22 protein-coding genes are annotated in these 24,918 nt (G+C 43.2%); all 22 read right to left on the bottom strand.

The genetic code is table 11. The features are described 5' to 3' along the window. Positions 1–75 precede the first annotated feature (75 nt). Positions 76–2,292 carry an FkbM family methyltransferase gene (locus tag FOC35_RS16470; protein WP_172569525.1) on the bottom strand — a complete coding sequence of 739 codons (2,217 nt, stop codon included), beginning with the start codon at positions 2,290–2,292 and terminating at the stop codon, positions 76–78. Continuing rightward, complete coding sequence (locus FOC35_RS16465) at positions 2,285–3,613, bottom strand: glycosyltransferase (protein WP_172569524.1); 1,329 nt, start codon at positions 3,611–3,613, stop codon at positions 2,285–2,287. The genes FOC35_RS16470 and FOC35_RS16465 overlap by 8 nt, the downstream gene beginning before the upstream one ends. Then, on the bottom strand, positions 3,610–4,140 hold the full coding sequence (locus FOC35_RS16460; RefSeq protein ID WP_172569523.1) for a D-glycero-beta-D-manno-heptose 1,7-bisphosphate 7-phosphatase: 531 nt from the start codon (positions 4,138–4,140) through the stop codon (positions 3,610–3,612). The genes FOC35_RS16465 and FOC35_RS16460 overlap by 4 nt, the downstream gene beginning before the upstream one ends. Next, positions 4,137–4,814 (bottom strand): nucleotidyltransferase family protein, encoded by a 678-nt coding sequence (locus FOC35_RS16455; protein WP_172569522.1) that lies wholly within the window; start codon positions 4,812–4,814, stop codon positions 4,137–4,139. The genes FOC35_RS16460 and FOC35_RS16455 overlap by 4 nt, the downstream gene beginning before the upstream one ends. A gap of 2 nt (positions 4,815–4,816) precedes the next feature. After that, positions 4,817–5,407, bottom strand: a complete 591-nt coding sequence (locus FOC35_RS16450; protein ID WP_172569521.1) for an SIS domain-containing protein — start codon at positions 5,405–5,407, stop codon at positions 4,817–4,819. Next, positions 5,395–6,423 (bottom strand): dehydrogenase, encoded by a 1,029-nt coding sequence (locus FOC35_RS16445; RefSeq protein WP_172569520.1) that lies wholly within the window; start codon positions 6,421–6,423, stop codon positions 5,395–5,397. The genes FOC35_RS16450 and FOC35_RS16445 overlap by 13 nt, the downstream gene beginning before the upstream one ends. 15 nt (positions 6,424–6,438) lie before the next feature. After that, a complete protein-coding gene (locus FOC35_RS16440; RefSeq protein WP_172569519.1) occupies positions 6,439–7,467 on the bottom strand; it encodes a GDP-mannose 4,6-dehydratase in 1,029 nt (342 codons plus the stop codon). A gap of 6 nt (positions 7,468–7,473) precedes the next feature. Continuing rightward, entirely contained in the window at positions 7,474–8,307 is an 834-nt protein-coding gene (locus FOC35_RS16435) for a sugar nucleotide-binding protein (protein ID WP_172569518.1), read from the bottom strand. 71 nt (positions 8,308–8,378) lie between these two features. Beyond that, positions 8,379–9,365: an ABC transporter ATP-binding protein gene (locus FOC35_RS16430; RefSeq protein WP_172569517.1), complete on the bottom strand. Its 987-nt coding sequence runs from the start codon at positions 9,363–9,365 to the stop codon at positions 8,379–8,381. Continuing rightward, the gene (locus FOC35_RS16425) at positions 9,362–10,135 is read right to left on the bottom strand and encodes an ABC transporter permease (RefSeq protein WP_172569516.1); all 774 of its coding nucleotides are present in this window, start codon (positions 10,133–10,135) and stop codon (positions 9,362–9,364) included. Before FOC35_RS16425 ends, FOC35_RS16430 begins: the two co-directional genes overlap by 4 nt. Before the next feature lies 1 nt (position 10,136). Then, positions 10,137–10,991: a glycosyltransferase gene (locus tag FOC35_RS16420; RefSeq protein WP_172569515.1), complete on the bottom strand. Its 855-nt coding sequence runs from the start codon at positions 10,989–10,991 to the stop codon at positions 10,137–10,139. After that, entirely contained in the window at positions 10,988–12,118 is a 1,131-nt protein-coding gene (gene glf / locus FOC35_RS16415; RefSeq protein WP_172569514.1) for a UDP-galactopyranose mutase, read from the bottom strand. Before glf ends, FOC35_RS16420 begins: the two co-directional genes overlap by 4 nt. Next, positions 12,118–13,074: an NAD-dependent epimerase/dehydratase family protein gene (locus FOC35_RS16410; protein ID WP_305792499.1), complete on the bottom strand. Its 957-nt coding sequence runs from the start codon at positions 13,072–13,074 to the stop codon at positions 12,118–12,120. The genes glf and FOC35_RS16410 overlap by 1 nt, the downstream gene beginning before the upstream one ends. Beyond that, the gene (rfbA, locus tag FOC35_RS16405) at positions 13,071–13,940 is read right to left on the bottom strand and encodes a glucose-1-phosphate thymidylyltransferase RfbA (protein ID WP_172569512.1); all 870 of its coding nucleotides are present in this window, start codon (positions 13,938–13,940) and stop codon (positions 13,071–13,073) included. The genes FOC35_RS16410 and rfbA overlap by 4 nt, the downstream gene beginning before the upstream one ends. Positions 13,941–13,954: 14 nt before the next feature. Then, positions 13,955–15,031, bottom strand: coding sequence for a dTDP-glucose 4,6-dehydratase (gene rfbB, locus FOC35_RS16400; protein ID WP_172569511.1), 1,077 nt, complete (start codon positions 15,029–15,031; stop codon positions 13,955–13,957). A gap of 461 nt (positions 15,032–15,492) precedes the next feature. Beyond that, positions 15,493–16,386 (bottom strand): UTP--glucose-1-phosphate uridylyltransferase GalF, encoded by an 894-nt coding sequence (gene galF, locus FOC35_RS16395; RefSeq protein ID WP_172569510.1) that lies wholly within the window; start codon positions 16,384–16,386, stop codon positions 15,493–15,495. A gap of 174 nt (positions 16,387–16,560) precedes the next feature. Further along, positions 16,561–17,985 (bottom strand): colanic acid biosynthesis protein WcaM, encoded by a 1,425-nt coding sequence (gene wcaM, locus FOC35_RS16390; protein ID WP_172569509.1) that lies wholly within the window; start codon positions 17,983–17,985, stop codon positions 16,561–16,563. Between the two features lie 25 nt (positions 17,986–18,010). Then, complete coding sequence (wcaL, locus tag FOC35_RS16385) at positions 18,011–19,231, bottom strand: colanic acid biosynthesis glycosyltransferase WcaL (RefSeq protein ID WP_172569508.1); 1,221 nt, start codon at positions 19,229–19,231, stop codon at positions 18,011–18,013. Beyond that, positions 19,228–20,508, bottom strand: coding sequence for a colanic acid biosynthesis pyruvyl transferase WcaK (gene wcaK, locus FOC35_RS16380; protein WP_172569507.1), 1,281 nt, complete (start codon positions 20,506–20,508; stop codon positions 19,228–19,230). The genes wcaL and wcaK overlap by 4 nt, the downstream gene beginning before the upstream one ends. A gap of 21 nt (positions 20,509–20,529) precedes the next feature. Next, entirely contained in the window at positions 20,530–22,008 is a 1,479-nt protein-coding gene (locus FOC35_RS16375; RefSeq protein WP_172569506.1) for an MOP flippase family protein, read from the bottom strand. An 11-nt stretch (positions 22,009–22,019) separates the two neighbouring features. Next, positions 22,020–23,414, bottom strand: coding sequence for an undecaprenyl-phosphate glucose phosphotransferase (gene wcaJ, locus FOC35_RS16370; RefSeq protein ID WP_172569505.1), 1,395 nt, complete (start codon positions 23,412–23,414; stop codon positions 22,020–22,022). A gap of 82 nt (positions 23,415–23,496) precedes the next feature. Beyond that, a complete protein-coding gene (gene cpsG / locus FOC35_RS16365; protein WP_172570385.1) occupies positions 23,497–24,867 on the bottom strand; it encodes a phosphomannomutase CpsG in 1,371 nt (456 codons plus the stop codon). Between the last annotated feature and the right edge of the window lie 51 nt (positions 24,868–24,918).

Here is a 24,918-nt window from a genome sequence, read left to right as displayed (position 1 = left end):
GAAATTTTCAATCTATATTAGATGCCACAAGATTAATCATCCCTGATTTAACCTTGAGGAAAGGATTTTTGATAATCACCAACAGACTAACATATACTCATAAATTAAATCACGTTCAGGTTGAAGATGCACAAATTTGAATTTATACCCTAGATTCAAATCCTCAACAAACTTTTTACATTCAAATATTTGCTCTGGTTGAAGCCATAGATGATAAACTGAAATCAATAAAACCGGTTTATTGCTTCTGATTGTGTTCTCTGCACCTTTCAGTGCTTTAAGCTCATAGCCTTCAATATCAAACTTAATGAGTCCGACATTTTCTTCTAACAACATTCCATCTATAGTCACTGATTCAACATTGAAATCAGCAGATTCACTTTCAACGACACAAGATCCAACACCATCGTCACCGACTTTAACCATCGCCAGATGACCAGCAACGTCACTAACAGCAACATTTAATGGTTCGATGACATCAGCAAGATGTTGTTTATTGCGTTCAATATTACGCAACATGCAATTGTAGTTATCCAGGATTGGCTCTAGTGCCAGAATGCGCTTGAAGCCGAAATTCGCGAACATGATTGCCGTGTCACCAACCCATGCACCACAATCTATAGCAATAGTGTCTTTAAAGTTTTCGGTCAACCGATTTGGCAAATACTTCAGCCCTGAATTAAAATAGTTAGTTGCAAGAGTGATAGGCAACTCGGAGAGATCAAGATGTCCATAGTTAGCCCTTTCCTTTTCTAAAATAGAATTAATATTAGCTAAAATGATTCTGTCTTCATCTGTGAATAAGCTTAAAGACAATGGAATCGATAACTCCATCCCTGTATGCTCAAAAAAAGGCAAGCATTCATAAAAGCCGAAAAGTTTCTTTTCATTTAACAAACTAAATTCATCAAGCCCTACTCTAAACTCATCCCTAAGTTTAGCTATGCGGGATTCATTGGCACGAAGATAATAATAAAACTGATTCGTTGGAGCTACTTTCATCTGAAAAGCAACAGAATTGAGTGGCAATTCATCAAACTTCTTCGAAAAGTTTTGAGCTAAGTCTAAATGATGAGAATTAGTACTTGCAGAAAGTGAGTCCATTTTTTCAGAAACAGAATCAATTCTTGTAAAAACATCACTAAATTTTTCAGATACATCTTTGGTCAACAGGCTTGCATTCAAATCAATTTTTGTATTGATCGTATTAACAATAGGTTCAATAACTAACTTGTGGGCCAAACCTCTTAGTCTGGAAACAATCGCTCGTCTAAACTTATTAGTTGTTTGTATTGGTTTTATTGCTTTCTTGCTCATTAACTCATTATAGAGAGGTAAAACGTATTTATGATAATAGTCATTCGTATCCGGTGAAAAACCTATATCTGCTTTTTCAGGAGAAAATCCTTCAATCTTTCCTTGCTCAAAAACGGCAACCGCAGCTTCCTGATAAGCCTTTAACCCATCCCCCTTCAATCTGGATGCATGGAACACCAAATCAAACATATGATGTAAATAGAAATGATTCAGATAGTTATCTAATAAACCAGACTTAATTAAATGGCTCTTGATGATGTTGTAATTATTAAAGGATATAAGTGCTTTATCTGCACTGGCACTGGATGATCCTGCATTCATGACCCGATAATTATAAACAGGGACATTGAGCAAAGTAATTTTATCAATTATTGTATAAGTGATGAATTTAAATGGCATATCCTGGTACGAAGCACCGGGACTCTCATAGAATCGAATAGCATTGTCTTCAAGAAAATCACGCTTATATAATCCCGTCCAAATTGAGGACTCTAATAGAAACAATTCTACGGAGGTCTCTGGGATAATTTCCGCGATATTATTAGCATCAAAATCACAAAGATGAGCTAAAGACTGAGTATTTATTATAACTTCATTACTGATTCTATTGAAAGTTGCCTTTACTACTGGGTTTGGTCTTTTACTGAAAGCATCCAGTAAACATTCAAGCATATTAAGTTGAACCCAATCGTCAGTTTCAACAATTGCTACAAAATCCCCTGATGCAACATCTAATCCTGAGTTTATCGCTGCACCATACCCCGCATTTTTCTTATGTATAGCAATTATGCGACTATCACTAGCGGCATACCGGTCAATAATTTGAGGACAAGAATCAGGACTTCCGTCATTAACAATAATGATTTCAGTATTTTTATGAGTCTGTGAAATAACACTGTCGAGGCACTGCTCGAGGTATTCTTCACCGCCATAAACAGGTAATATTACAGAGATTTTATATTCTTCATTATTCATATTCTTTAGTAACCTGTTGTATAGTGGATTTAAAACTATAACGTTGATTAAACTTGGTAAAAATCTCTCGGCTTTCTTGTGCCATACCGTGGAGATCATCCTTTTTCAGAGTAGCAATGAATGCAGAACATTCTTCGGCCGAATTTAGTTGATGGTATATCTTATCAGAATCAATACCTTCCATTGCAGCCCGGGTCGATACGAGTGGAACACCATATGAAAGTGCTTCAAGGCATTTTACCTTCATCCCTGACAGCAATTCATCTGGATTAATAATTACATCACAAGAGCTATAGAACTCCTCCAGACTGTCACAGAAACCCAAGATATTTACAAATTTCGGGTGTTCCTGCCCAGCCAAAGCACCACATATAGTTCCAGCAATATCGAGCCTAACATAGTGTTTATAATTTTTAAGACTCTCTATGAAATTATTAATTGCTACTACATTTGGGTAATGTCCTGATGCCATAAATCCAACCACAAGCTTTTTATCTTGCATTGGAGTGTATGCTAAGAAATTAACATCAAATATAGGGGGCTGAACAATAACCTTTGATCTAACGCTCTCTCTGAAATAATCACCTTCAGCTTCTTGAATGGCAAATATATAATCAGCTCGAGACAACCCTTTAGTTTCTTCATCTTTTGAAGTAGAAAAATAAAATTTATCCTGTGTGATTCCAACTTTCATCATCCTGGTGTTTCTTTTAGCAAACACATCATGAGTATCAATTATGGTTATTGTCTCAGGACTAACATACTCACATAACTTTGAAAGGAACACATAATTAATAATAGCCAGTTCGAAACGATTCATCGCTGCAAGGGCAGCGACAAACTGACATACTTCATCATCCATCCAGTCATCAATTTTATTACCGTCAGGTATTACCTGTTGGTTTATATCATACCTTAACTTCCCAAATGCACTGTTCTTGTTCTTTATATTATAGACATAATCCCAATCAGTATTTATTGAATCCCATGGAGAGTTATTAAAAACCAGTACATGTATCGTAAATCCTAGAGATTTTAATGTGGCAATTTTTGTGTCTATATTTTTCCCTACAGCATCATTTCCATAAAATGGCATGATAATAAGTGCATTTTTATCTGATAGCGATTTTTTAATTTTAGGAAAGACAGTAGTATCAGGTATATGGTGTTGCACATCTAACTGTAATGCCCGGATGAGCAATCTTCTAGGATAATAACTATTAACCAAACATGAAAAAATCTTCCATGATTTCTGTCCCACTTTAGTATATCTGAATTTTAAAATTATTTTTTTAACTCTATCTGCTAGTATTTTTTTCATAATGGAATAGACAATAAATCAGGATAAATTTGATAGTTTTCATAGCCCGACGCGGGGATTCTATGCCCAGTTTCAACCAAATATGCCTTTGACAATCCAAATGCCTTCCCTGCCTCGAGATCGCTAATCTTATCACCGACAATGAATGATTGTTCCAAGTCGATAGAATATTTCTGGGCAGCTAATTCAAGCATTCCCGGTTTTGGTTTACGACAACGACAATCGAAACTATATTCCGGAGTAATGCCCTCAGGATGATGAGGGCAAAAGTAAACATCTAAGATCTCAATGCCAAAAGATAGTAATTTTTCTGTATACCAATTTGTTAGTTCAATATACTCATCAATAGTGTATAACCCTTTAGCGATACCCGCCTGGTTAGTCACAATGATGATTTTATACCCATGAGCAATAATCCTTCTCAGCCCAGATATACAGTTGGGAGTGAATTCAAAGTCTTCTATTTTATGTAGATAATTTACTTCCTTATTAATTACACCATCTCGATCAAGGAAAGCGACCTTCATTTGAATTTCTCACACGCAGCATAATAATCTTCTGGTATGCCAATATCAATAAAATAGGTAGAACTCACGTAAGCCTTAAATAAGCCATCAAATTTTGATAAAAACTCAGACTCAAAGGAAAACTTAGTAAGAGGAAATTCACTGATAATTTCTTTAGATATAATATAAATACCACTATTAATTATCCCTTTCCCTTGTCGTCCTTTCTCTATCATGGCTTTCACATTGCAATTTTCATCAATATCCAGGCTTCCATACCTTGATACATCACTGATCTCTACTCCTGAAATTAGTAAATCAGTCCCTTTTGAAGCCTCTATAAAATTATTGTAATTGAGTTCACAATAAGTATCTCCATTAAGAACGATTAGCTTATCAGTAGTAACCTTTGAACTCGCATATTTGATAGCACCTCCTGTACCAAATGGCTCACTTTCAATAACAAAGTCAACCTCACAGCTGACAGGGTTGTCATGAACAACCCTGTCGATGATATAGTCAGCTTTGTAGGATAACGATAAAATTATTTTCTGTACCCCTTGCTCTTCAAGGTACTTCATCAGTCGATAAAGAAAGGGCTTACCAGAAATATCTACCATTGGTTTAGGAATGTCACCACTAACACTCTTCAGACGAGTTCCTAAACCTCCTGCCAAAATAACTACATCATACATAATCAGTTTTCTTCTGGTTTAAATATTGCTTTTTCAACAATTGCACAAATCATATGACCGATGCAAATATGGCACTCTTGAATATAAGGTGTTATTTTTGAAGGAACATTAATCGGATAATCAACGATATCTTTTAGCATTCCCGCAGAACCACAGAGTGCGACACTGATAACACCCAGTTCTTTTGTTATATTCATGGCTTTAATTATATTGCCGGAATTACCAGAGGTGCTAATACCAATGAAAACATCACCAGGCTTACTTTGAGCCTGAAGTTGTCTCTCGAATAGCTTATCAAAACCATAGTCATTACCTATGGCAGTCAGCATTGAAGTGTCCGTGGTTAATGCGATTGCAGGCAGCCCAGGACGATCGAAGAAGAAGCGGCTAACAAATTCCGCAGCAATATGCTGAGAATCAGCTGCACTACCACCGTTGCCAGCAAGAATGACCTTATTACCATTTTTGTAGGCATTGATAATTATATCCGCCACTAATGAAATCTGCTTAAGAACATCTTCTGAATTCTGAAGAAGTTTCTTTACCGATATACTTTCATCAAGATAATCTTTAATATATTTTAAATTGTCCATGAGTATGCTCCATCTTCAACAAATTGGAATTTATAAACTTCACCACCGAATTCTTTTAATCTCTTCTCAATCAAGTGTTTTTTCTCTGGCTCAACAAAAAGCATCATAAAACCACCACCGCCGGCTCCAGACACTTTCATTGATTTAACACCTATACTGAGAACTTCTTTTTCTATCCTATCGATCATAGGATTTGTAATTGATGCGGAAGTTTTTTTCTTACTTTCCCATGCTTCCAGGAATGTTAAGGCCATTGCATCAATATCGGATTTTAGAAGATGTTCTTTAATATGATAGGCAGATTCTTTAACTTTATGCATCGCCATCAATTTAGATTCTTTATCACTTTCTAAAGACTTAATTTGATCATCAATGATCTTGGCTGAATCTCTTGATGCACCGGTAAAATAAAGAATAAGAGAAGACTCTAATTCATTAATTATATAGCGGCGAATTCTAAGTGGGTTTACAACAACTCGGTTGCCTTCATAAAACTCCATGAAATTAAAGCCGCCAAAAGTTGCTGCATATTGATCTTGCTTTCCTCCTGAGAGGCCACAATCTACACGTTCTATTTTATAGGCTAGCTGTGCCAGATCGTACTCGCCTAGAGGGAGTGAGTACATTTGACGAAGACCTTCGACCATTGATACAACAACTGTCGAAGATGAGCCTAAACCGCTTCCTGCTGGAGCATCAGAATGAGTTATAATCCGTAACGGCCTTAATTCACCGTTGAAAAAATCGTTCATAACTCTAAGATATACAGCTCTATGTAATTTTAGCTTACCTTCTAGTGTTATTCCATCAGAGAGATCGATCGTTTCCTTTATTCCAAGATCGGTCGCTTCAAAAATAACTTTGTTGTATTCAACCTCGTCATCAATATAGGCGTAAGCGTACATATTAATTGTTGCGTTAAGTACACAGCCACCAAATTTATCACTGTAAGGTGACACATCAGTGCCCCCTCCTGCTATACCTAGACGAAGCGGAGCTTTACTTCTAATTTTCATGAGATGCAAATCCTTTTAGCGATTCAGCGGAATACGTCCTGATGAAATCTCATTTCTCCAATGTTGGAGTAAATCACGGAACATATCTGTAGCTTTAATTTCTGGTTTCCAGTTAATAAACGTTTTAATTTTTGCATTATCAAACATCTGATAATCAGCATCAATTGGACGTAAGCGATCGGTGTCAGTTACAACCTCTATGTCATCTCGCGTACTAAAACTGAGTAAAAGATCTATTACTTCAGGTAGTTTAAATGCCTCTTCACCCGCAATATTAAATGCTTCACCGCAAGGAACATTCCCCTTTTCGCTTTCAAGCGCCAAAAGATAGTATGCCCTGACGGCATCCCTGGCATCCTGGAAAGTACGTACACTAGCCAAGTTTCCAACCTTCAATTTAGGCTCTTGATGGCCAGCTTCGATCAAAGCAATTTGTTTTGCTACGGTGCTCTCGAAAAAGACATCACTACGGCGCGGGCCTGTATGGGTACCCATGCGTGTTACAAATGTGCGAATACCATATGCTTCTCCGTAAAATTGACCCAAGTAGTCTGTACCAATTTTACTAATACTATAAGGACTTGCACCATGGAACTGTGTGTCTTCATTTAAGGTTTCACCAACCTTCGCCCTTCCGTAAACTTCACTGGAAGAACATACATGTACTACAGGATTGTAACCATCTTGCTGTTTGATTTTCTTAACACATTCCAATAAATTCGCTGTACCGATGATATTGGTTTGAAGTGTTTCGATTGGAATATCGAAAGAAGTCCTGGGGAAGGATTGTGCAGCAAGATGGAAAATGTATTTAGGTCTTTTTGATTCAATCAAGTTAAACAAAGATGTGTAGTCATTCAAATCAGCATAATTAATGAATACTCTATCTTTATTATTGATACGATTGGTCAAATGATAGATATTATCCATCGGTTCTTGCCAACGCATCATACCAATAACGGTGTCCTCAGTATTAGCCAATATATAATCAGCTAACTGTGAGCCCACTTGTCCAGTAAATCCTGTAATCAATACATTACTCATACTAACTTACCCCTTAATTACTTTTAAATATGACTCACATTCTCTCTCAAGAATAGATTCCAGATATATACTTTTCGTATTTATTTGCTTAGGTCTCCCTAACCAAAATACATCTGGTGCATCAGTAAACTGATACTTAAGATTTGTGTATTTTTCTTTATGCAAAGCCAAAACTATTTTCTGCCTACTGATAAGTTCTGGCCCGGAGAAATTGACAACTCGAGTATCAATAATATCCCAGTTTAATATTATGTTTCTTATACCTAAAAGAACATCATTGATTGATATGACATTTCTTTCAAACCCATCAAACACATCTAATTCTTTATTTTCATCACTATAGGATTTAACCATCTCGGAAAACTTGTCGCCCTTTCCTAAAATATAGGAAAATCTAATAGTAAAGAAATTTTTATTTCCCGAAAACGTATCTTCCACTTCGGATTTCATGTTGCCATATTTTCCAAATGGCTTTTTCTCTGACAGCTCATCGCATATTATTTTGGCATCACCAAAGACAACATCACTTGATGAGAATATTATCTTTGCTTTTTTCTCCAGGAGCGCTGAAATCAGCTTAATGCTATTTTTAACATTTATATTATAGGCTCGCTGGTAGTTCTTTTCACATTCATCTGGAGCAGATATAGCAGACAGGAAAACAACAGTATCATCACTAGTTACTTCATTTAAAAGTGAATTATTATCGGTATCCTCTAGATCAAAAAAAACATCTGAGTTTTTCCTGCCAGCTGTCACAATTTTAAAATCATCACATAAAAAAGATTTAAGATGATTTCCAACATAGCCTGAAGAACCTAAAATGAATATTCTTTTCATATTTTCCTGCCTATTCAAAAAAAATAAAACCCTATCAGCTACAGTGCTAAATTCTTTAGTACGATAAAAATCTAAAAACCAATAGATAGAGTAATTGTATTTTCAGAACCATTAGAGTCGGTGATATTAATATCATAACTTTCATCATGATTTAATCGCAGCCAAAAACTGTTATCCTTTACCTTTACTTTTTGGCTATGCTCATTTTGTGACTTAATGATAACCTCTTCAATATCGTTCTTGCTATTTGTTTCAATAGTAAAGTTAACGTCTGAGTAGAATTCGGCTGGATTAATATCACCAACTTTGAAATTTATAACTTCAGCATTTTTATATTCAATCAACCGTAGACCATAGCTAGTCAATTTCATGGTTAGATTGTATTTGTTATAGACGCTATCACTAGGACCTTCATCTAAAACAACACCATTCTCAATGCAAACTAGCCTATCCGAAAGTTGTTTTAACTGCAGCTCATCATGGGAAACAATAACTACGGTAGTATCAGACTTTATTTTTTCTCTAATACTTTTTTGTGCTTTTTCAGCAAACGTAACATCACCAACTCCCAGAACCTCATCGATAAGTAACACTTCTGGCGTAGTATACATCGCGATTGAAAAACCTAGACGTGCCAGCATACCAGATGAATAATTTTTTATTGGTTTTTCAAAAAAATCATTTAATTCTGAGTAAATTTTAATTTCTTCAATAATTGTCTTTATATATGACAAACGATGACCCAATACCATGCCACTGAAAATTGTATTCTGCCTACCTGACAAATTTGGGTCAAAGCCAGCCTGAAGAGCCATTAATGAAATGCTACTAGAATGAATTGAAATTTCGCCTGCATCGGGCTTTATTATCCCGGCAAGTACACGTAACAATGTAGATTTACCGGCACCATTTCTACCTATGATTCCTAGAGTTTCACCTCGATATATATCAAAAGTAATATTTTTAAGTGCAGTATACTCATCATATGTGAATAAACTTTTCTTTTCTCTATAAGTAACTTCTACATTTTTCAACTCAATAACTTTTTCACGTTTCATTTCTGAACAACTCTCGGAAAGATGAATTCTAGTTTTTTGAATGCATAGAGAGATATAGATATCAAAATTAAAGATACAATAACCACATATGCCAATAATTTTATATTAGGTGCATTGTGGTACATTAGAACTTCGCGATAAGAACTTAATATCACAGCCATTGGGTTCATAAAGAATACCTTAGACTCCATTGCCGGAATAGTTTTATAATTAAAGAATATTCCAGAACAGAACATCATAATTTGTAATCCGGTTTCGATTACAAATGAAAAGTCTCGTACAAACGGAACTATAACTGATACGACTAAGGAAAAAGCTATTATAAGAAGGAGCTGGACAAGAATTACAGGGATAATCCAGAGCATGCCCAAATCATAGTTATAACCATATAAAACTAAAAATATAAATAAAAGAATAAAAACAAGTAATTGCTTAATGGCATCTTGTAATATAAACGTCAGTGGGAAAAATATTTTTGGCATATGAACCTGATTCATCAGGTATTTTCCCTGAATGATGCTTCCCTGAGCATGGCTAACGCTTCGGCCAAACCATATCCATGGTATTAATCCTGTTAGCAAAAATGGTACGTAATCATGTCCTCCCTGCTTTAATAAAAATGAAAAGACTAAATAATAAATGGCCATTTGAAGGACAGGTTCAATGATCCACCACGCATAGCTCAAATAGTTTATCGATGCTTCCGATTTAAGGTTAAGCTTTGCCTTAACCCAAACTAATTCAATTGTTCTTAAAGAAATGAGACTCATATTATCTTTTTCTCAAAACCGATTTTATGAAAACCATCAAGTTGAATTTTTTAACGCATTTTAGAAAATGAAAGCAATGAATAAAGAGTGGATATATACGTAAAGTATCCCCAACCTCTTTGCTAAATTTTATGCTATTGGACAACAAATACGATAGCCTAAAAGTATCATACTCTCTGGTACCGCCTTCAATATCATGAATCACAACCATATCATCGTAATAAAAACCAAGCCCGCCATGATATTTTGTTAATCGATAACTAAAAGTCAAGTCATCATAATAAATAAAGTAATCGACTGGAATTAATTCGGATTTATTCATTCTTGTACTATTTAAAATAGTCAACCCGATAAAACTAGCGGCCTCTACAGGCTCATTATTGTCACCAAAAGTACGTCGTCTCATTAAATAGCGATACATTTTAGCTATTGTATTCGGAATGATCGTCATAGGTCGGTTCATTGTTAACCTTACCCCATTCTTATTGATCACTCTTGGCGTGATGAATGCATATTTTTGCTCACAGAGCGCTATATTTTTTTTTAACTCATCAAGAAAATCTTGCTCAAAACATGCATCATCATCTAAGAATGTAGTTACCGAGGCCTCATATTTATTCTCAACATATTTCAGTCCCGTATAGAATCCATGTGATGCGCCCTTATTCTCATTAAGTTGTATAATAGTAACTCGGTTATCTTTTTGAGACATATCATTTAATATGTCTCTGGTTTCTTGACGTGAATTATTATCTACAATGACAAGCTCATCAAATGATGTAGTAAGAAGATTACTAATCGACTCTTTTAATTTGGTATCTCTGTTGTACGACACCATTACAACGGTATATATCATTTTATATTATTCTTAATATATACCTGAGCACATTCAATTGCTTCCTTTATACATACATCCATGTCTAAATAGCGGTAAGTTGCCAGTCGCCCAATAAAAGTAATGTTTTTTTCCTGCTTAGATTTAGCTTCGTATTGATTCCAGATATCATTCCCGGACACTAATCTAACTGGATAGTATGGAATATCATCTTTGGTGCACTTACTGCTATATTCTTTATATAATACACTCCCCGTATGCTCTTCCCACGGCGAAAAGTATTTGTGCTCGGTAATGCGTGTGAATGGTACGTCTTCATCGCAATATGACATTACGACGCACCCTTGATAATCATCTTCGCTATAGAACTTCTCAAACTTCAAAGTCCGATACTCTAGCATGCCAAACTTATAATCATAAAAATGGTCTATTGCACCAGAGAAGAATACATGATCATAATTTTCAGCGTTAATTAAATGTTCGATATCATCCCTATTGACCTTGGTTCCTAATTCGAATTCAATGTTTGGATGGTCCAACAAATTTTCAAATAATGGTGTATATCCATCTCTCGGTATACCCTGGAATTTGTGGAAAAAATAATTATCATCATAATTAAATCTGACCGGGAGGCGTTTCAATACGGATGCTGGAATTTCTGTAGGATTCATTCCCCATTGTTTTTTGGGATAGCCATAGAAAAATGTCTTATATAGATCTTCACCAACGAATTTTAACGCTTGTTCTTCAAAAGATTTAGGTTCAGTTATTGTTTGATCACCTTTTTCAGCAATCAATTTCTTAGCTTCTGTCGGTGATAATGCCGAATTATAATACTGATTGATCGTATGAAGATTAACTGGCAAAGAATAAATTCTACCTTTAGCATTTGCTTTTAATCTTGTTGTATATGGTTCAAACTTTCCATATTTATTAACAAATTGCCAAACATCTTCATTGTCAGTATGGAATATATGCGGTCCATAGACGTGAACGTTTATCCCTGTTTTTTCATCTCGTTCATCATAGCTATTTCCTCCGATATGTTTTCTTTCGTCAATTATCTTTACTTTGACATTTTCTTCGGCCAATAACCTTGCAATTGTCGCACCAGTAAAACCGCTACCAACAATAAGAACCTTTTTCATTATTTTCTACACTCAATAGATTGTATTAACTTGTCTATGCCATCGCTCAACTTAGTTACCGGCTGCCAGTTAAGCTCATTAATAGCACGTTGAATATTTAATGTTATGCCCCTGGAATCATTATTATGCAACTCTTGCGCGCCTATTAATGATTTTTTATTTAATTTAGACTCTATGATAGCTATGAGTTCTTTTAATGTGGTTGATTCACCAGAGCCAATATTAAATATATTTTCTTTTCCTTCATAATTTATAGCCTCTATAAACGCATGGACAAGATCTTTTATATATATATAGTCTCGTTTGCTGTTCAAAGAACCTATGATATCAATTGGAATTTCTTTTGATATTTTATTTAGGAAGATAGGAATAACACCTTGTTTGCCATCAATTCGCTGTCCATCACCATATGGATTGGAGATGCGTAAAGAAATAGATTTACAGTTATATTCTTTTGCTAAAAATCGTAGATACGTTTCAGTTATTGATTTACTTAACCCATAACTAATTTCTGGAGAAAGATCATTTTCCTCAGAGAATGCGGTGTCTGATTTTCCATATACCGTACCGCCGGATGAAGCAAATATTATTTTTTCACAACCACTTTCATAAAGGTTTTTAAAAAAACACACATTTGAGTAGACATTTTCAAAACAGTCTTTTTCAATCTTGTTTTTTGATTCACCAGGGAACAACGTCGTAGCCAAATGAATGACCACCTTAATGTTATAAGTTGATACTATTTCTTCCAAGTCCTTTTTCCTGGAAGAAGACTCAAGATAGCTGAACTTATACCATTGAAACATCTTACTGCATTCAGGAAGCGATTCAGGTTTATCTGCAATATCAAACGATACTACAGGAATTTGTCTTTGCGTTAACTCTCTTATCAAAGCCTTGCCAATGAAGCCAGCACCACCAGTGATTAGGACCCCACGTTGTTCAGAACCCATCATTCACCTTTTGCTAATGCAATAATATATCGACCGTAGTCATTCTTTTCCATCGGCAGCGCATTCTGCATAACTTGCGCTTTACTGAGCCAGCCATTACGAAGGGCTATTTCCTCAAGGCATGCAACTTTCAATCCCTGCACATGCTGAATTGTCTGCACAAAGGAAGAAGCTTCGTGCAAACTTTCATGCGTCCCGGTATCCAGCCAGGCAAAACCTCGCCCAAGAAGTTCAACGTGTAGTGTCCCGTCACGCAAATACATTTCATTTAATTCTGTAATCTCAAGTTCACCGCGCAAAGATGGTTTGACTTTTTTGGCAAGCTCAACAACCGTATTATCGTAAAAATAGAGCCCCGTTACTGCATAATTTGATTTGGGTTTAACGGGTTTTTCTTCAATTGAAACAGCGCGCATTTGAGCATCAAACTCAACAACGCCGAAACGTTCTGGGTCTTTAACCTGATAACCAAATACTGTAGCCCCCTTATCTCTGGCAACAGCACTTTGAAGTATTTTAACAAACGATTGTCCATAGAAAATGTTATCACCCAGAACTAAACAGACTCTGTCATTTCCGATAAACTCTTCACCAATTATAAATGCCTGAGCCAATCCATCAGGGCTAGGTTGTACTGCATAGTTAAGATTTATACCAAAATCACTACCGTCACCTAATAAACGTTGAAAACTTTCATTATCTTCAGGCGTGGTAATAATCAAAATATCTCGTATACCCGCGAGCATTAAAGTAGATAGCGGATAATAAATCATTGGCTTATCATAGATTGGTAATAATTGCTTCGATACACCACGAGTAATCGGGTAGAGGCGAGTACCAGAACCACCAGCCAGAATAATACCTTTCATCACTATTTCCTTAATTAGTCCGCCAGCCCCAGACGTTCACCCGTATAAGAGCCATCCATCACACGCTGCCACCATTCTTGATTATTTAAATACCAATCGATTGTTTTACGAATCCCGGACTCGAAAGTCTCCTGCGGTTTCCATCCCAATTCACGAGAAATCTTTTCAGCATCGATAGCGTAGCGGCGGTCATGCCCCGGGCGGTCAGTCACATAGGTAATCTGTTCACGATAGGATACAGATTTAGGCATAATTTCATCTAGCAGATCGCAGATGATCTGCACAACTTCAATATTTTTCTTTTCATTATGACCGCCGATATTATAGGTTTCACCGACAGCCCCTTCGGTCACGACCTTGTAGAGCGCGCGAGCGTGATCTTCTACATATAGCCAGTCACGAATCTGGTCACCTTTGCCATAAATTGGCAGAGGTTTGCCTTTAATCGCGTTCAGAATAACCAGCGGAATAAGTTTTTCCGGGAAATGATACGGGCCGTAGTTGTTGGAGCAGTTGGTTACAATCGTTGGCATGCCGTAGGTGCGTAACCAGGCGCGAACTAAATGATCGCTGGAAGCTTTCGAGGCCGAGTATGGGCTGCTTGGCGCATAGGCAGTAGTTTCAGTAAACAGGGGCAACTCGCCGCCATGAGCCACTTCATCCGGATGAGGTAAATCTCCATAGACTTCATCGGTAGATATATGGTGGAAGCGGAAACTGGCTTTCTTCTCTGCGTTCAACCTTGACCAGTAGTTACGCGACGCTTCAAGCAGCACATAAGTGCCGACAATGTTTGTTTCAACAAAGGCAGCAGGGCCAGTGATAGAGCGGTCAACATGGCTTTCTGCTGCTAGATGCATAACTGCATCCGGCTGATGTTCACTGAGAATCTGTTCAATTACTGCAGTATCACAAATATCGGCCTGCACAAAACGATAGCGTTCATTTGCAGCAACATCAGTAAGCGACTCCAGATTACCTGCGTAGGTTAACTTATCAACGTTAACGACGCTGTCTGAGGTGTTGTTTATGATATGGCGAACAACAGCTGAGCCAATAAATCCGGCGCCGCCAGTAACAAGAATTTTCACTTGAACATTCTCTCTATAATCTTGTAGTTATATTCATAGGATAGCGCTGAGCGCAGCATATTTTTGTGGTGAACTCGATAGCAAGTGATTTACACACCTGATTTTTCCCACGCTACCGCCCCTGGCTCAACAGCTACCAGTGCACTGCAATTCTTAGAGGATAGATCTACCTAAGAGTTTTTTAGGAAAAATCCTATTATTCTGGAGCAAATCTAACCAGCGTGCGTTTCAGGAAAAATCCCGGCAATTTTCATACTTCATGTAGTGATAAACAAGGGAAAATTTTTGCCCTGTACACTACAACTTAAAAATGATAACTGCATGAAACATATCGACTTCATTGATTACTTATAAAGCAAAACGGCGGCTTATTGTTCAGCGTTTACCGCAGACTGAACGCTATGCCACCGCTCATCACGTAATCATCATCCCTGACGGCCTCTCACAGCAGACTCATTACGCTAGCTGAGAAGCTTCTGAATGCTTTCGCGAAACTTCTGACCTTCCTTGTGGTTACGCAGCCCGTAGTTCACAAAGGCCTGCATATACCCCATTTTTTTGCCACAGTCGTAGCTTTCACCGGTCATCTGCATCACTTCAACCGGCTGAGTATCGTTGAGCACGGCAATCGCGTCGGTTAGCTGAATACGGCCCCAGGCACCCGGCTCGGTTTTCTCCAGCAATGGCCAAATATCCGCAGACAACACATAGCGGCCTACTGCTGCCAGATCTGAGTCAAGCGTTTGTGGCTGATCCGGTTTTTCAACGAATTCAACAACGCGGCTTACCTGCCCTTCATTAGCTAATGGCTCTTTAGTGGTGATAACAGAGTAAGCAGCAAGGTCTTCGTTAGGCATATGTTTAGCCAGAACCTGGGTACGGCCAGTTTCATGGAAACGAGCAACCATCGCCGCCAGGTTGTAGCGCAGCGGGTCAGCACTGGCATCATCAAGCACGACGTCCGGCAGAACCACTACAAAAGGATTGTTACCAATAATTGGATGAGCGCAGAGTATGGAGTGGCCAAGACCCAGAGGCTGAGCCTGACGAACGTTCATGATAGTCACGCCCGGCGGACAGATAGACTGAACTTCAGCCAGCAGCTGACGCTTCACGCGCTGCTCAAGCAGCGCTTCCAGCTCATAAGACGTGTCGAAGTGGTTTTCAACGGCATTCTTGGAAGAGTGGGTCACCAGCACGATTTCTTTGATACCAGCAGCAACAATTTCGTCGACGATGTACTGGATCATCGGCTTATCAACGATCGGCAGCATCTCTTTTGGGATAGCTTTCGTCGCAGGCAGCATATGCATGCCTAAACCGGCTACCGGGATAACTGCTTTTAAATTAGTCATTCTTAGTCCCACCTCTAAATGGTTGGAAGATTATAGTCTTTTCGTGCTCTGATGCCAGCATGAATTCGTCAGGCCAATGATTCATGTTATCGCTCCCCTTCGCGAAACGAAATACGCTACAGGCCGCATTTCTGCTGCCACGGGCTCGGATTGCTCGCAAAAGGGTTTGCATTATTATTTACGTGCGAGGGGCAACGCAAAATTGAGATTTTCGCTGTTAACGTGAAGCTGATCGACGCGGTCAATATCGACCGAGCTTTGCCCCTTCTCATTTACCGCGTGAATATTCGCCAGCGAAAGCAGCGTGTCGTCTTTGGCCATAAACTTACCGCGCACATCCTTACGCAGATCGAAGTTCAGCTTCAGCGCAGGGCCGACGGTTGAAAGCTGCATCACGTTGATATTACGCATAAAAAGATGTTGCGGCTTGTTATGAAACTCAAGCGTTGCCCGCTTTAAGGTGACGTTGGTCATAGCAACGAAGGAGGTAGCATTGCCGGAGGAGATCTGGATACCCCGCAACGTATTATTCAGTTCGCTATTATCGAGCTTAATATCGCTAAGTTTAAAGTTTTGCGGAATTGACAGGTAATTGCCTTTTATCACGCCATAGCCAATCAGCATCCCTGCGCTATTGACCATATCAACATCATCAATCACAAAATTATCGCAGCCGTATATCGCCACGCTGGCGTTATCAATACCGGCATTGCGGCTGAAAGTTGGGTTGATATTGCGCGCCTTTACGTTACGAATAAGAAAATGCTTCCCATTCTCAACATGGACCAACTGGCGACAATTACTGCCGGTGATATTGGCTACTACAAAGTTTTTTACCGCCTGATCTTCAGGATAGTTATTATTATATGTACTCCCCGCCAGGCCTATGCCGATCCCCCAGTTAATCTTGCCGTTAGTGCAGTTAATGTTGTCGATAACGTGGTCTGAAATCAGCAGATCGTGGTCGTTAATCGCCACATTCCACTCGATGGCATCGCCCTGCAGGTTGCTAAAATGTCCGTTAGTAATTCGGACGTTTTCCATACGGTTATGGAAACCCTGCCGCAGAATCGCGTAGTTGGCATCATGTACCGTGATGCCGTCGATAGTCAGGTTGCGCATGGTGCGCTTATCTTTACCGCCGATGTAAATCTGCGCGACGTTAACGAACCCGCTCATATCAATGCCTTTGATAACGCAGTCGGAGCCGCGCACATCCAGCGTGATATTGTTAAACCGCCCTCCCCGCTCGCCGATAATCTGGCAGCCATCCTGCAAAACAAACCGCCCTTTACCGTTGCCCTTCAATCCACCAGCAACGTGTAATGTTTTACCCTGCGGCATAAATATCGCGGTATTGATGCTGTCGCAAACCAGTTCTGCCGGAACCAGCACGCGGTCCGAAGCGTCAAATGCCTGTTTAAAAGCGGCGATCCAGTCATTTTGATAGAAGTCTTTGACGTTAACTTCGCTCGCGCGTCCCGCAGCCAGTACCGCGCGGGGTGTCAGAGAGGAGGCGGCGATGGCCGAACCTGCTAATAGCAACTTACGGCGGGAAAGAGAATACGGAAGGCGCTTCGGTTCAATGCTTTTCGACATAAGTCCTCATCATAAGATTCGTGATTTACAGCGTCTGAAGCTGACGGGCAAGCTGCCGATAAATGACCTGCTGATTGAACTGGCTCGCAACCTTCTCTCTTGCCCGGGCAAGCATCAGCTGTAGCTCGCTTTCAGAAACGGCAGCAAAGGCCTGTAGCCTGTCGGCAAGGGCAAAGGCGTCCTTCTCAGGCACCAGCCAGCCGGACTCTCCGGCGTCGATAAGTTCGGGAATACCGCTGTGAATAGTAGAGACAACGGGAATGCCGACCGCCATCGCCTCCATTAGCGCAACGGGAATACCTTCCATATCTCCGTCCTCGCCGGTGACAGACGGCAGCAGGAACAAATCGGCGCTGTCGAGCATCTCTTTAACTTCGTGACTGGGTTTAAAGCCGGGCATAAATACCACGTCGTCCAGCTGTAACTGCTCAATCAACGTCTTCAGGCGAAGCTCCCACGGCCCAATGCCGAGAATGTTGTAGCGGAACGCCACGCCGCGGGCTTTCAGCAGGCGGCAGGCCTCAATCGCGATATGCAGCCCCTTCTTCTCGGTAAGGCGCGCCACGGATATTATCTCCAGCGGCGTTCCGGGCGTTTTCATCGGCCGCAGCGAGAATTTATCCATATCTACCCCCATCCGTGAGACGGCGATTTTGCCGTCCGGGCAGCCCATTTGCTTCAGGCGGCTCGCCCAGAGATCGCTAATCGGCAGCATCAGGTCTCCACGCTCAAACAGCTGCCGGTATTCCGGCGTGTAGTGGGCCAGAGCATCGCGGTGCGAAATGTCTATGCCATGGAACACGGTAGCAATCTTGCCTTTCAGCAGCCCAAGCTCCTTGAGCTTCGCCGCCGTTACGCCTGCCGGGCCGAAGTGAGCAATAAATACATCGGCCTCCAGCGTTTGCTTCTGTCGCCCACAAATCGATGAGAGGATTAAATTCCTTGCCTCATCGCCATAGCGGGCGCGGCTCAGCGCCCTCCAGGTTCTTGTACGCCATGCTCCCCGCAAAGTATTCAGCACCCGGCTTTGCAGCTTGCCGACTTTACCTTCCGGCTCGTCGAGCAGCCAGACGGTTTTTTCCGAAAGTTTGTAGCTTTTAAACGCCGCATGGGTATGGGTTAAATCGCCTTTTTGCAGAGCGACAATCTCAACTTCATAACCCATGTCGATAAAGGCGGTTATCTGGTTCAGAACAAAAGTTTCCGAAGCCAGCGGAAATTTTAACAGGAAGAAGCCAACCTTCATTTTCCCTCCTTAACTCGCGCCAGAACCGACTCAACCATCCGCTTGCCGTTTTCACGTTCGGCGCGAACCGCAGCGCTCAGCCGCTGGTTAACCTCGGGCAACTGCCCTAACACATCCGCTACTACGCCCTGCAACGAGCCGTCCAGCAGTTGGCGAATATCTATCGCCATTTCCGGCAGACCAAGCTGCTGCATGATGCCCGCTGATTTGTGTTCGTAGTTAATGGCGATAGCGGGCGTACCAAAGTTCATGGAAATAATCGCCGAGTGCAGGCGCGTGCCTACCGTCAGATCGCAGGCGGCAAAGATTTTGCCCATTTCCAGATCGTTGAGCTCATCCATGACGACGTGATAATCATCGGGCTGCTTAATGTACTGGCGGATATTGAGCGCCACCATACGGTCATCTTTGTTATAGCTGTCGATACCGGTACAGGTGGAAAGCGCCAGCACCTGGTAGCCCTGCTCTATAGTGCGGTTAACCACTTCGGCAAATGCCTGCTCATAGGCTTGCTGCGTGGTGCCAAGGCGCTTATCAAACGGGGCAAGCTCGCGCAGCGTAATTGCCACGGTTTTCTTGCCCGCTACCACGCCAAGCCAGTGCTTAACAGCGTAGCTCGGCACAAAATCATCCTCGTGCTGGGCCACCAGCCACGCGGTATCAACGCCCTGCTCGACTTTACTGGTATCTATCTGGCTCTGCTTCATCAGATCCAGGCTCACGCTTTCACGTAAAATCAGCGACTGAGCCTGGCCAAAAACATAGTTTGCCAGTTGGTTAAACTGCGGATCCTGGAACGGGCCAACGCTGTGGCCAATCATGTACACGGGCTTGCGGGCCATAAAACTACAAAGCGCATGCTCGAACTGGCTCACGCCGTACAGGTCGACAAAAAACGAGCCGCCAACCTGGATAATGGCGTCGTACTGATGTAGCGACTTCACAAAGTCGATAAACCCCTGCGGAATAGCAATATTGCGCAGACGCCCGGAATTGGTCGCCTTCGCCAGCAGCACCTGATGCTGATATTTACGACGTAAAACCTTCTTCACCCTGCCCATCAGGCCAACGGCGTTGTTGTACTGCTTCATCTGCTTATACAGGCCGTCCCCCAGCACCGGGCGCCCCAGTAGCCAGGCGGAGCTGACCGGATAACGGCTCATTACATCCACATGCACGCGGGCATCAAGCGAAGTAATCGCGTCGGTCAACCCACGCAAAATGGCGCTATCACCCCGGTTTCCGCAGGTGTGGTTGCCAAGAATAAGTAATTTCATGTTGACCTCTTATTAGGTTTCTTAGCCAGCGCGAAGCAGCGCTTTCAGGCGTTCATTTCGGCAAAACTGTCGCTTCATTTCGACGATCAGCGCATTGCGGGACAAAATAATCATGGCGATAAAGGCGGCGGCTCCCGCGGCAATCTGGGTGCAAAGCAGGACGCCAGGCGGCAGGTGCCCTTTGAGGGCAACGCCCAGGGCCGCGCTTACAATCAGGGTCGGTAGCGAGAGATAAAACGGCAGCCAGATGCTAAGGATGTACTCCCGATAGCTGGAGCCAAGCACCGGCTTTATCATGATGAAGTAGCTGAGAACGGTGTTAATCACTTGAATGAGCAGAAAACCAAGCGTCACGCCCAGCGCGCCGCCCAGCTGGCCGCCGACGATAATCGCCGGAATAAACAGGCAGGTTTTAAACACATTGAATTTGAAACTGATGTCCACTCGCGCCTTCGCCATCAGCAGCGAACCAATCGGATTTCCGATGGAGCGCAGCAGGCCAACAACGCACAGCAGTTGCAGAATAGGCGTAATAAATTGCCATTTTTCACCGAACGCCAGCAGGACGAAGTTATTCGACACCACCATCAGCCCCAGCAGCGCCGGGAAATTGATAATGCCGACGATGGACAGCAGCTTGTAGAAGTTCACCCTCAGTTTCGCGGTGTCATCCTGAATTTTGGCGAAGGCCGGAAACAGCACGCGGGTGATAATCGGGTTGAGCTTCATCGGCGGAACAACCGCCACGTTATAGGCCAGGTTGTAACCGCCCGCCACGCTCGCCCCGAGAATACGCGCCAGCACCAGCGTAGACAGGTTAGTGTTAACGTAGTTAATCACGCTGTCCGCCGTCAGCCAGGCACCAAACTTCAGGTTGGAATTCACCGATTTCAGGGAGAAATGGAAGCCCGGCCGATAAATTTTGCGCCCGAAGAATCCAAACAGCGAGGTGCGTACCAGAGTATTGACCAGGTAACCAATAATCGCCGTCATCGCAAACGGGTAGTACATCGCCGCCGTCACGGTAACGGTGAACCCGGCCAGCACTGACACGGTTTCAATCGAGCCGATTTTGGAGAACTCCAGCTCCTTTTGCATCAGGGCGCGGAACTGCTGCCCGTGAGGAATAATAATAAAGGCAAACGACAGCGTTTTAATCAGCGGCGACAGCGCGGGAGTGTGAAGCACCCCGGCTATCACGTCGCTCAGCAAAAAGACCACCACGCACACCGCCACGCCCAGCCCCACGTTCAGCCAGTACAGCGTGGTCAGTTCAAGGTGGCTAATCTCTTTGCGCTGAATAATCGAGTTGGCAATGCCGAAGTCGGACAGCGTATCGGCCAGGGCGATAATGACCAGCGATACCGTCAATAAACCAAACTCATGGTTATCGATAGTTCTGGCAAGAATCGTCATTTGCGCCAGACCCAGACCAATAATAATCACCGTCGCAATGGCGGACCATTTGGCTCCGCTGATGGTTTTCTCTCTCAGGCTCATGGTGATTTCCGTCAGTAGGCCGCTTTGTGCACAAAACCTTTGAACACGGTGAGGAAGACAATTTTGATATCGAACCACAGGCTCCATTCGCGAATGTATTCCAGGTCGTACTCAACGCGTTTTTCCATCTTGTCGAGGGTATCGGTTTCACCGCGCCAGCCGTTGATTTGCGCCCAGCCGGTAATGCCGGGTTTCACCTTATGGCGCAGCATGTAGCCTTCAATTAGCGCGCGATATTGTTCGTTGTGCGCCACCGCGTGCGGGCGCGGACCGACGATAGACATGCCGCCAAACAGCACGTTGATAAACTGAGGCAGCTCATCGAGCGAAGTGCGGCGCAGGAAACTGCCGATAGGCGTAATGCGCTTGTCCCCTTTGATGGCCTGCACCACCACTGCGTCGTTTTCCATTACCTTCATGGAGCGGAACTTCCAGACCTTAATCGGCTTTCCGTCCATGCCGTAGCGAGTCTGGCGGAAAATAACCGGCCCCGGCGATGTCAGCTTCACCGCAAGGCTAATGCAGATAAGCACCGGCGAAATCAGCAGCAGAATAAAGGAGGACAACACGATATCTTCGAGGCGCTTAATGACGCTGTTGATGCCGCTAAGCGGCGTTTCAAACAACGGCACAACCGGCACGCCGTTAACCTCTTCGGTTCTGGCGTTAAGGATGTTGAAGGTGAAAACGTCGGGGATCAGCAGCACCGAGCAGGTGGTATCCGCCAGCTCGCGAACCAGCTGTTTAATACGCGACTCATGGCTCATCGCCATTGCGATATAGACTTTATCGATCTCGCCGTTGCGGGCATCGGTAACCAGATTTTCGAAGTTACCTGCATAGTTAATCAGGCCGCCCGCCGGCGGTTCATCGTCATAAACGCCAAGCACTTTGAAACCGAGCCATGGCTCATTATTGAAGCTCTGCGCGAGAAGCTGCCCCACCGGCAGCGAACCGGCGATGGCCACGCGCCGGGTGTTGTAACCTTTGTTGCGCGCCCAGCCTGCGGCATAGCGAATCAGCGATCGGCAAACCACCAGCCCGGTACTGGTTAACAAATACCAGGCCAGATAAATCCAGAAAGAACCGTCAAAATCGCTATTAAATGAAAGCAGGCCGACGCTGAAAATCAGGCTTAATGTCCAGTTTTGCAGCAGCAGGCGCAATTCGCTGGAGATTTTCACCCCGCGCCATGAGCGGTAAAAATCCGTAATGCCGCCAATCATCTGGAACACAACGAGGGTCAACAAGGCCATAAGCAAATGCATGTAGAGGAACGGCAACCCGTTGACTTTGCAGATAGTCCACAACCCAACAAACATAATGCTGATGTCGGAAAAACGTTGCACCATAGAGATCAACGATGCGTTGGTTTTTGGCAGCTCGCCCTTTTTTAGATTTGTCATCGTTTTACCTTTGAAAGAAGTCGCATCGGTGTTTTAACCCTCCTCCTGAAAGAGAGGGCCTAAAACACCTGAGTGCGGCAGGTTACTGGTTCAGCAAAGCCATAATTTCCTGCGTTCGCGCATGCATCAGCGGCTCATCGCTTCGCGACTCCACGTTAAGGCGCACCACCGGCTCGGTGTTGGAGCTGCGCAGGTTGAACCGCCAGTCGCCAAACGCCATGCTGATCCCGTCCGTGTGGTCGATTTCTTCTGCATGTGGCCCAAAATGGGCACGCACCCGCTCAATCGCCGCGCTCGGGTCATCCAGTTTGCTGTTGATTTCCCCGCTTGCGGGCCAGGCGGCCATGCGGTCACGGACCAGCTCGCCCAGCGTTTTACCCTTCAGACACAGCAGCTCGGTCACCAGCAGCCACGGGATCATCCCGCTGTCGCAGTAGGCAAAATCACGGAAATAGTGATGGGCGCTCATCTCCCCGCCGTAAATCGCATCTTCTTCACGCATGCGCTCTTTGATAAACGCATGCCCGGTTTTCGACATCACCGGCCTGCCCCCCGCGCGTTCGACGATGTCCACCGTGTTCCATGACAGGCGCGGGTCGTGAATGATTTTTGCCCCAGGCTGTTTCTCAAGGAAGGCCGCCGCCAGCAGGCCAACGATGTAATATCCCTCGATAAACTGCCCTTTCTCGTCGAACAGGAAGCAGCGGTCAAAGTCGCCGTCAAAGGCGATGCCCATATCAGCCCCGTGCTCAATCACCGCATTGCGGGTGTCTGCCCGGCATTCCGGCAGCAGCGGGTTAGGAATACCGTTCGGGAAATTGCCGTCCGGCGTGTTGTGTATCTTCACGAAGGTCAGCGGGACGTTTTGTGCCTTAAAACGCGCTTCGATAGCGTCCACAATCGGGCCTGCCGCGCCGTTACCTGCGTTCACCACCAGCTTCAGCGGCTTAATGTTGTCGACGTTGATATAGGAGAACAGATGGTCGAGGTAGGCTTCCACCACCGACACCTTCCGGTAGCTGCCGCGTACGGCTTCGTTAACCGGCGGGAAGTCGTTGGCTTCCGCCAGGCGCTGCACGTCGCGCAGGCCGGTATCACCGCTGATTGGGCGGGCGCCCTGGCGTACCAGCTTCATGCCGTTGTAGTCCATCGGGTTGTGGCTGGCGGTCACTTCAATCCCGCCGTCCACGTTCAGGTGCCAGGTGGCAAAGTAAATTTCTTCGGTACCGGACAGGCCGATATCCAGTACATCCACGCCCGCATCCTGCAGGCCGCGAGCCAGCGCCTGCTTCAGGGATTCACTCGTCAGGCGCACGTCGCCGCCCAGCACGATGGTTTTGGGCTTCAGGTATTCGCCATAGGCGCGGCCAATGCGCCACGCGATATCTTCATTCAGCTCGTCGCCCAGGCGGCCACGGATGTCGTAGGCTTTAAAACAGGTCAGTTGCTGCATCATTTCGCTCCTTCGGGCAACAGTTACCCAACCCACGGGCCTGAGGCCCGC

This window comes from Cedecea sp. FDAARGOS_727 (assembly GCF_012273235.1).
Taxonomy (GTDB): Bacteria; Pseudomonadota; Gammaproteobacteria; order Enterobacterales; family Enterobacteriaceae; genus Cedecea; species Cedecea davisae.
The sequence above is the reverse complement of the archived record's forward strand: the minus strand, read 5'-3'. Positions and strand labels throughout refer to the sequence as shown.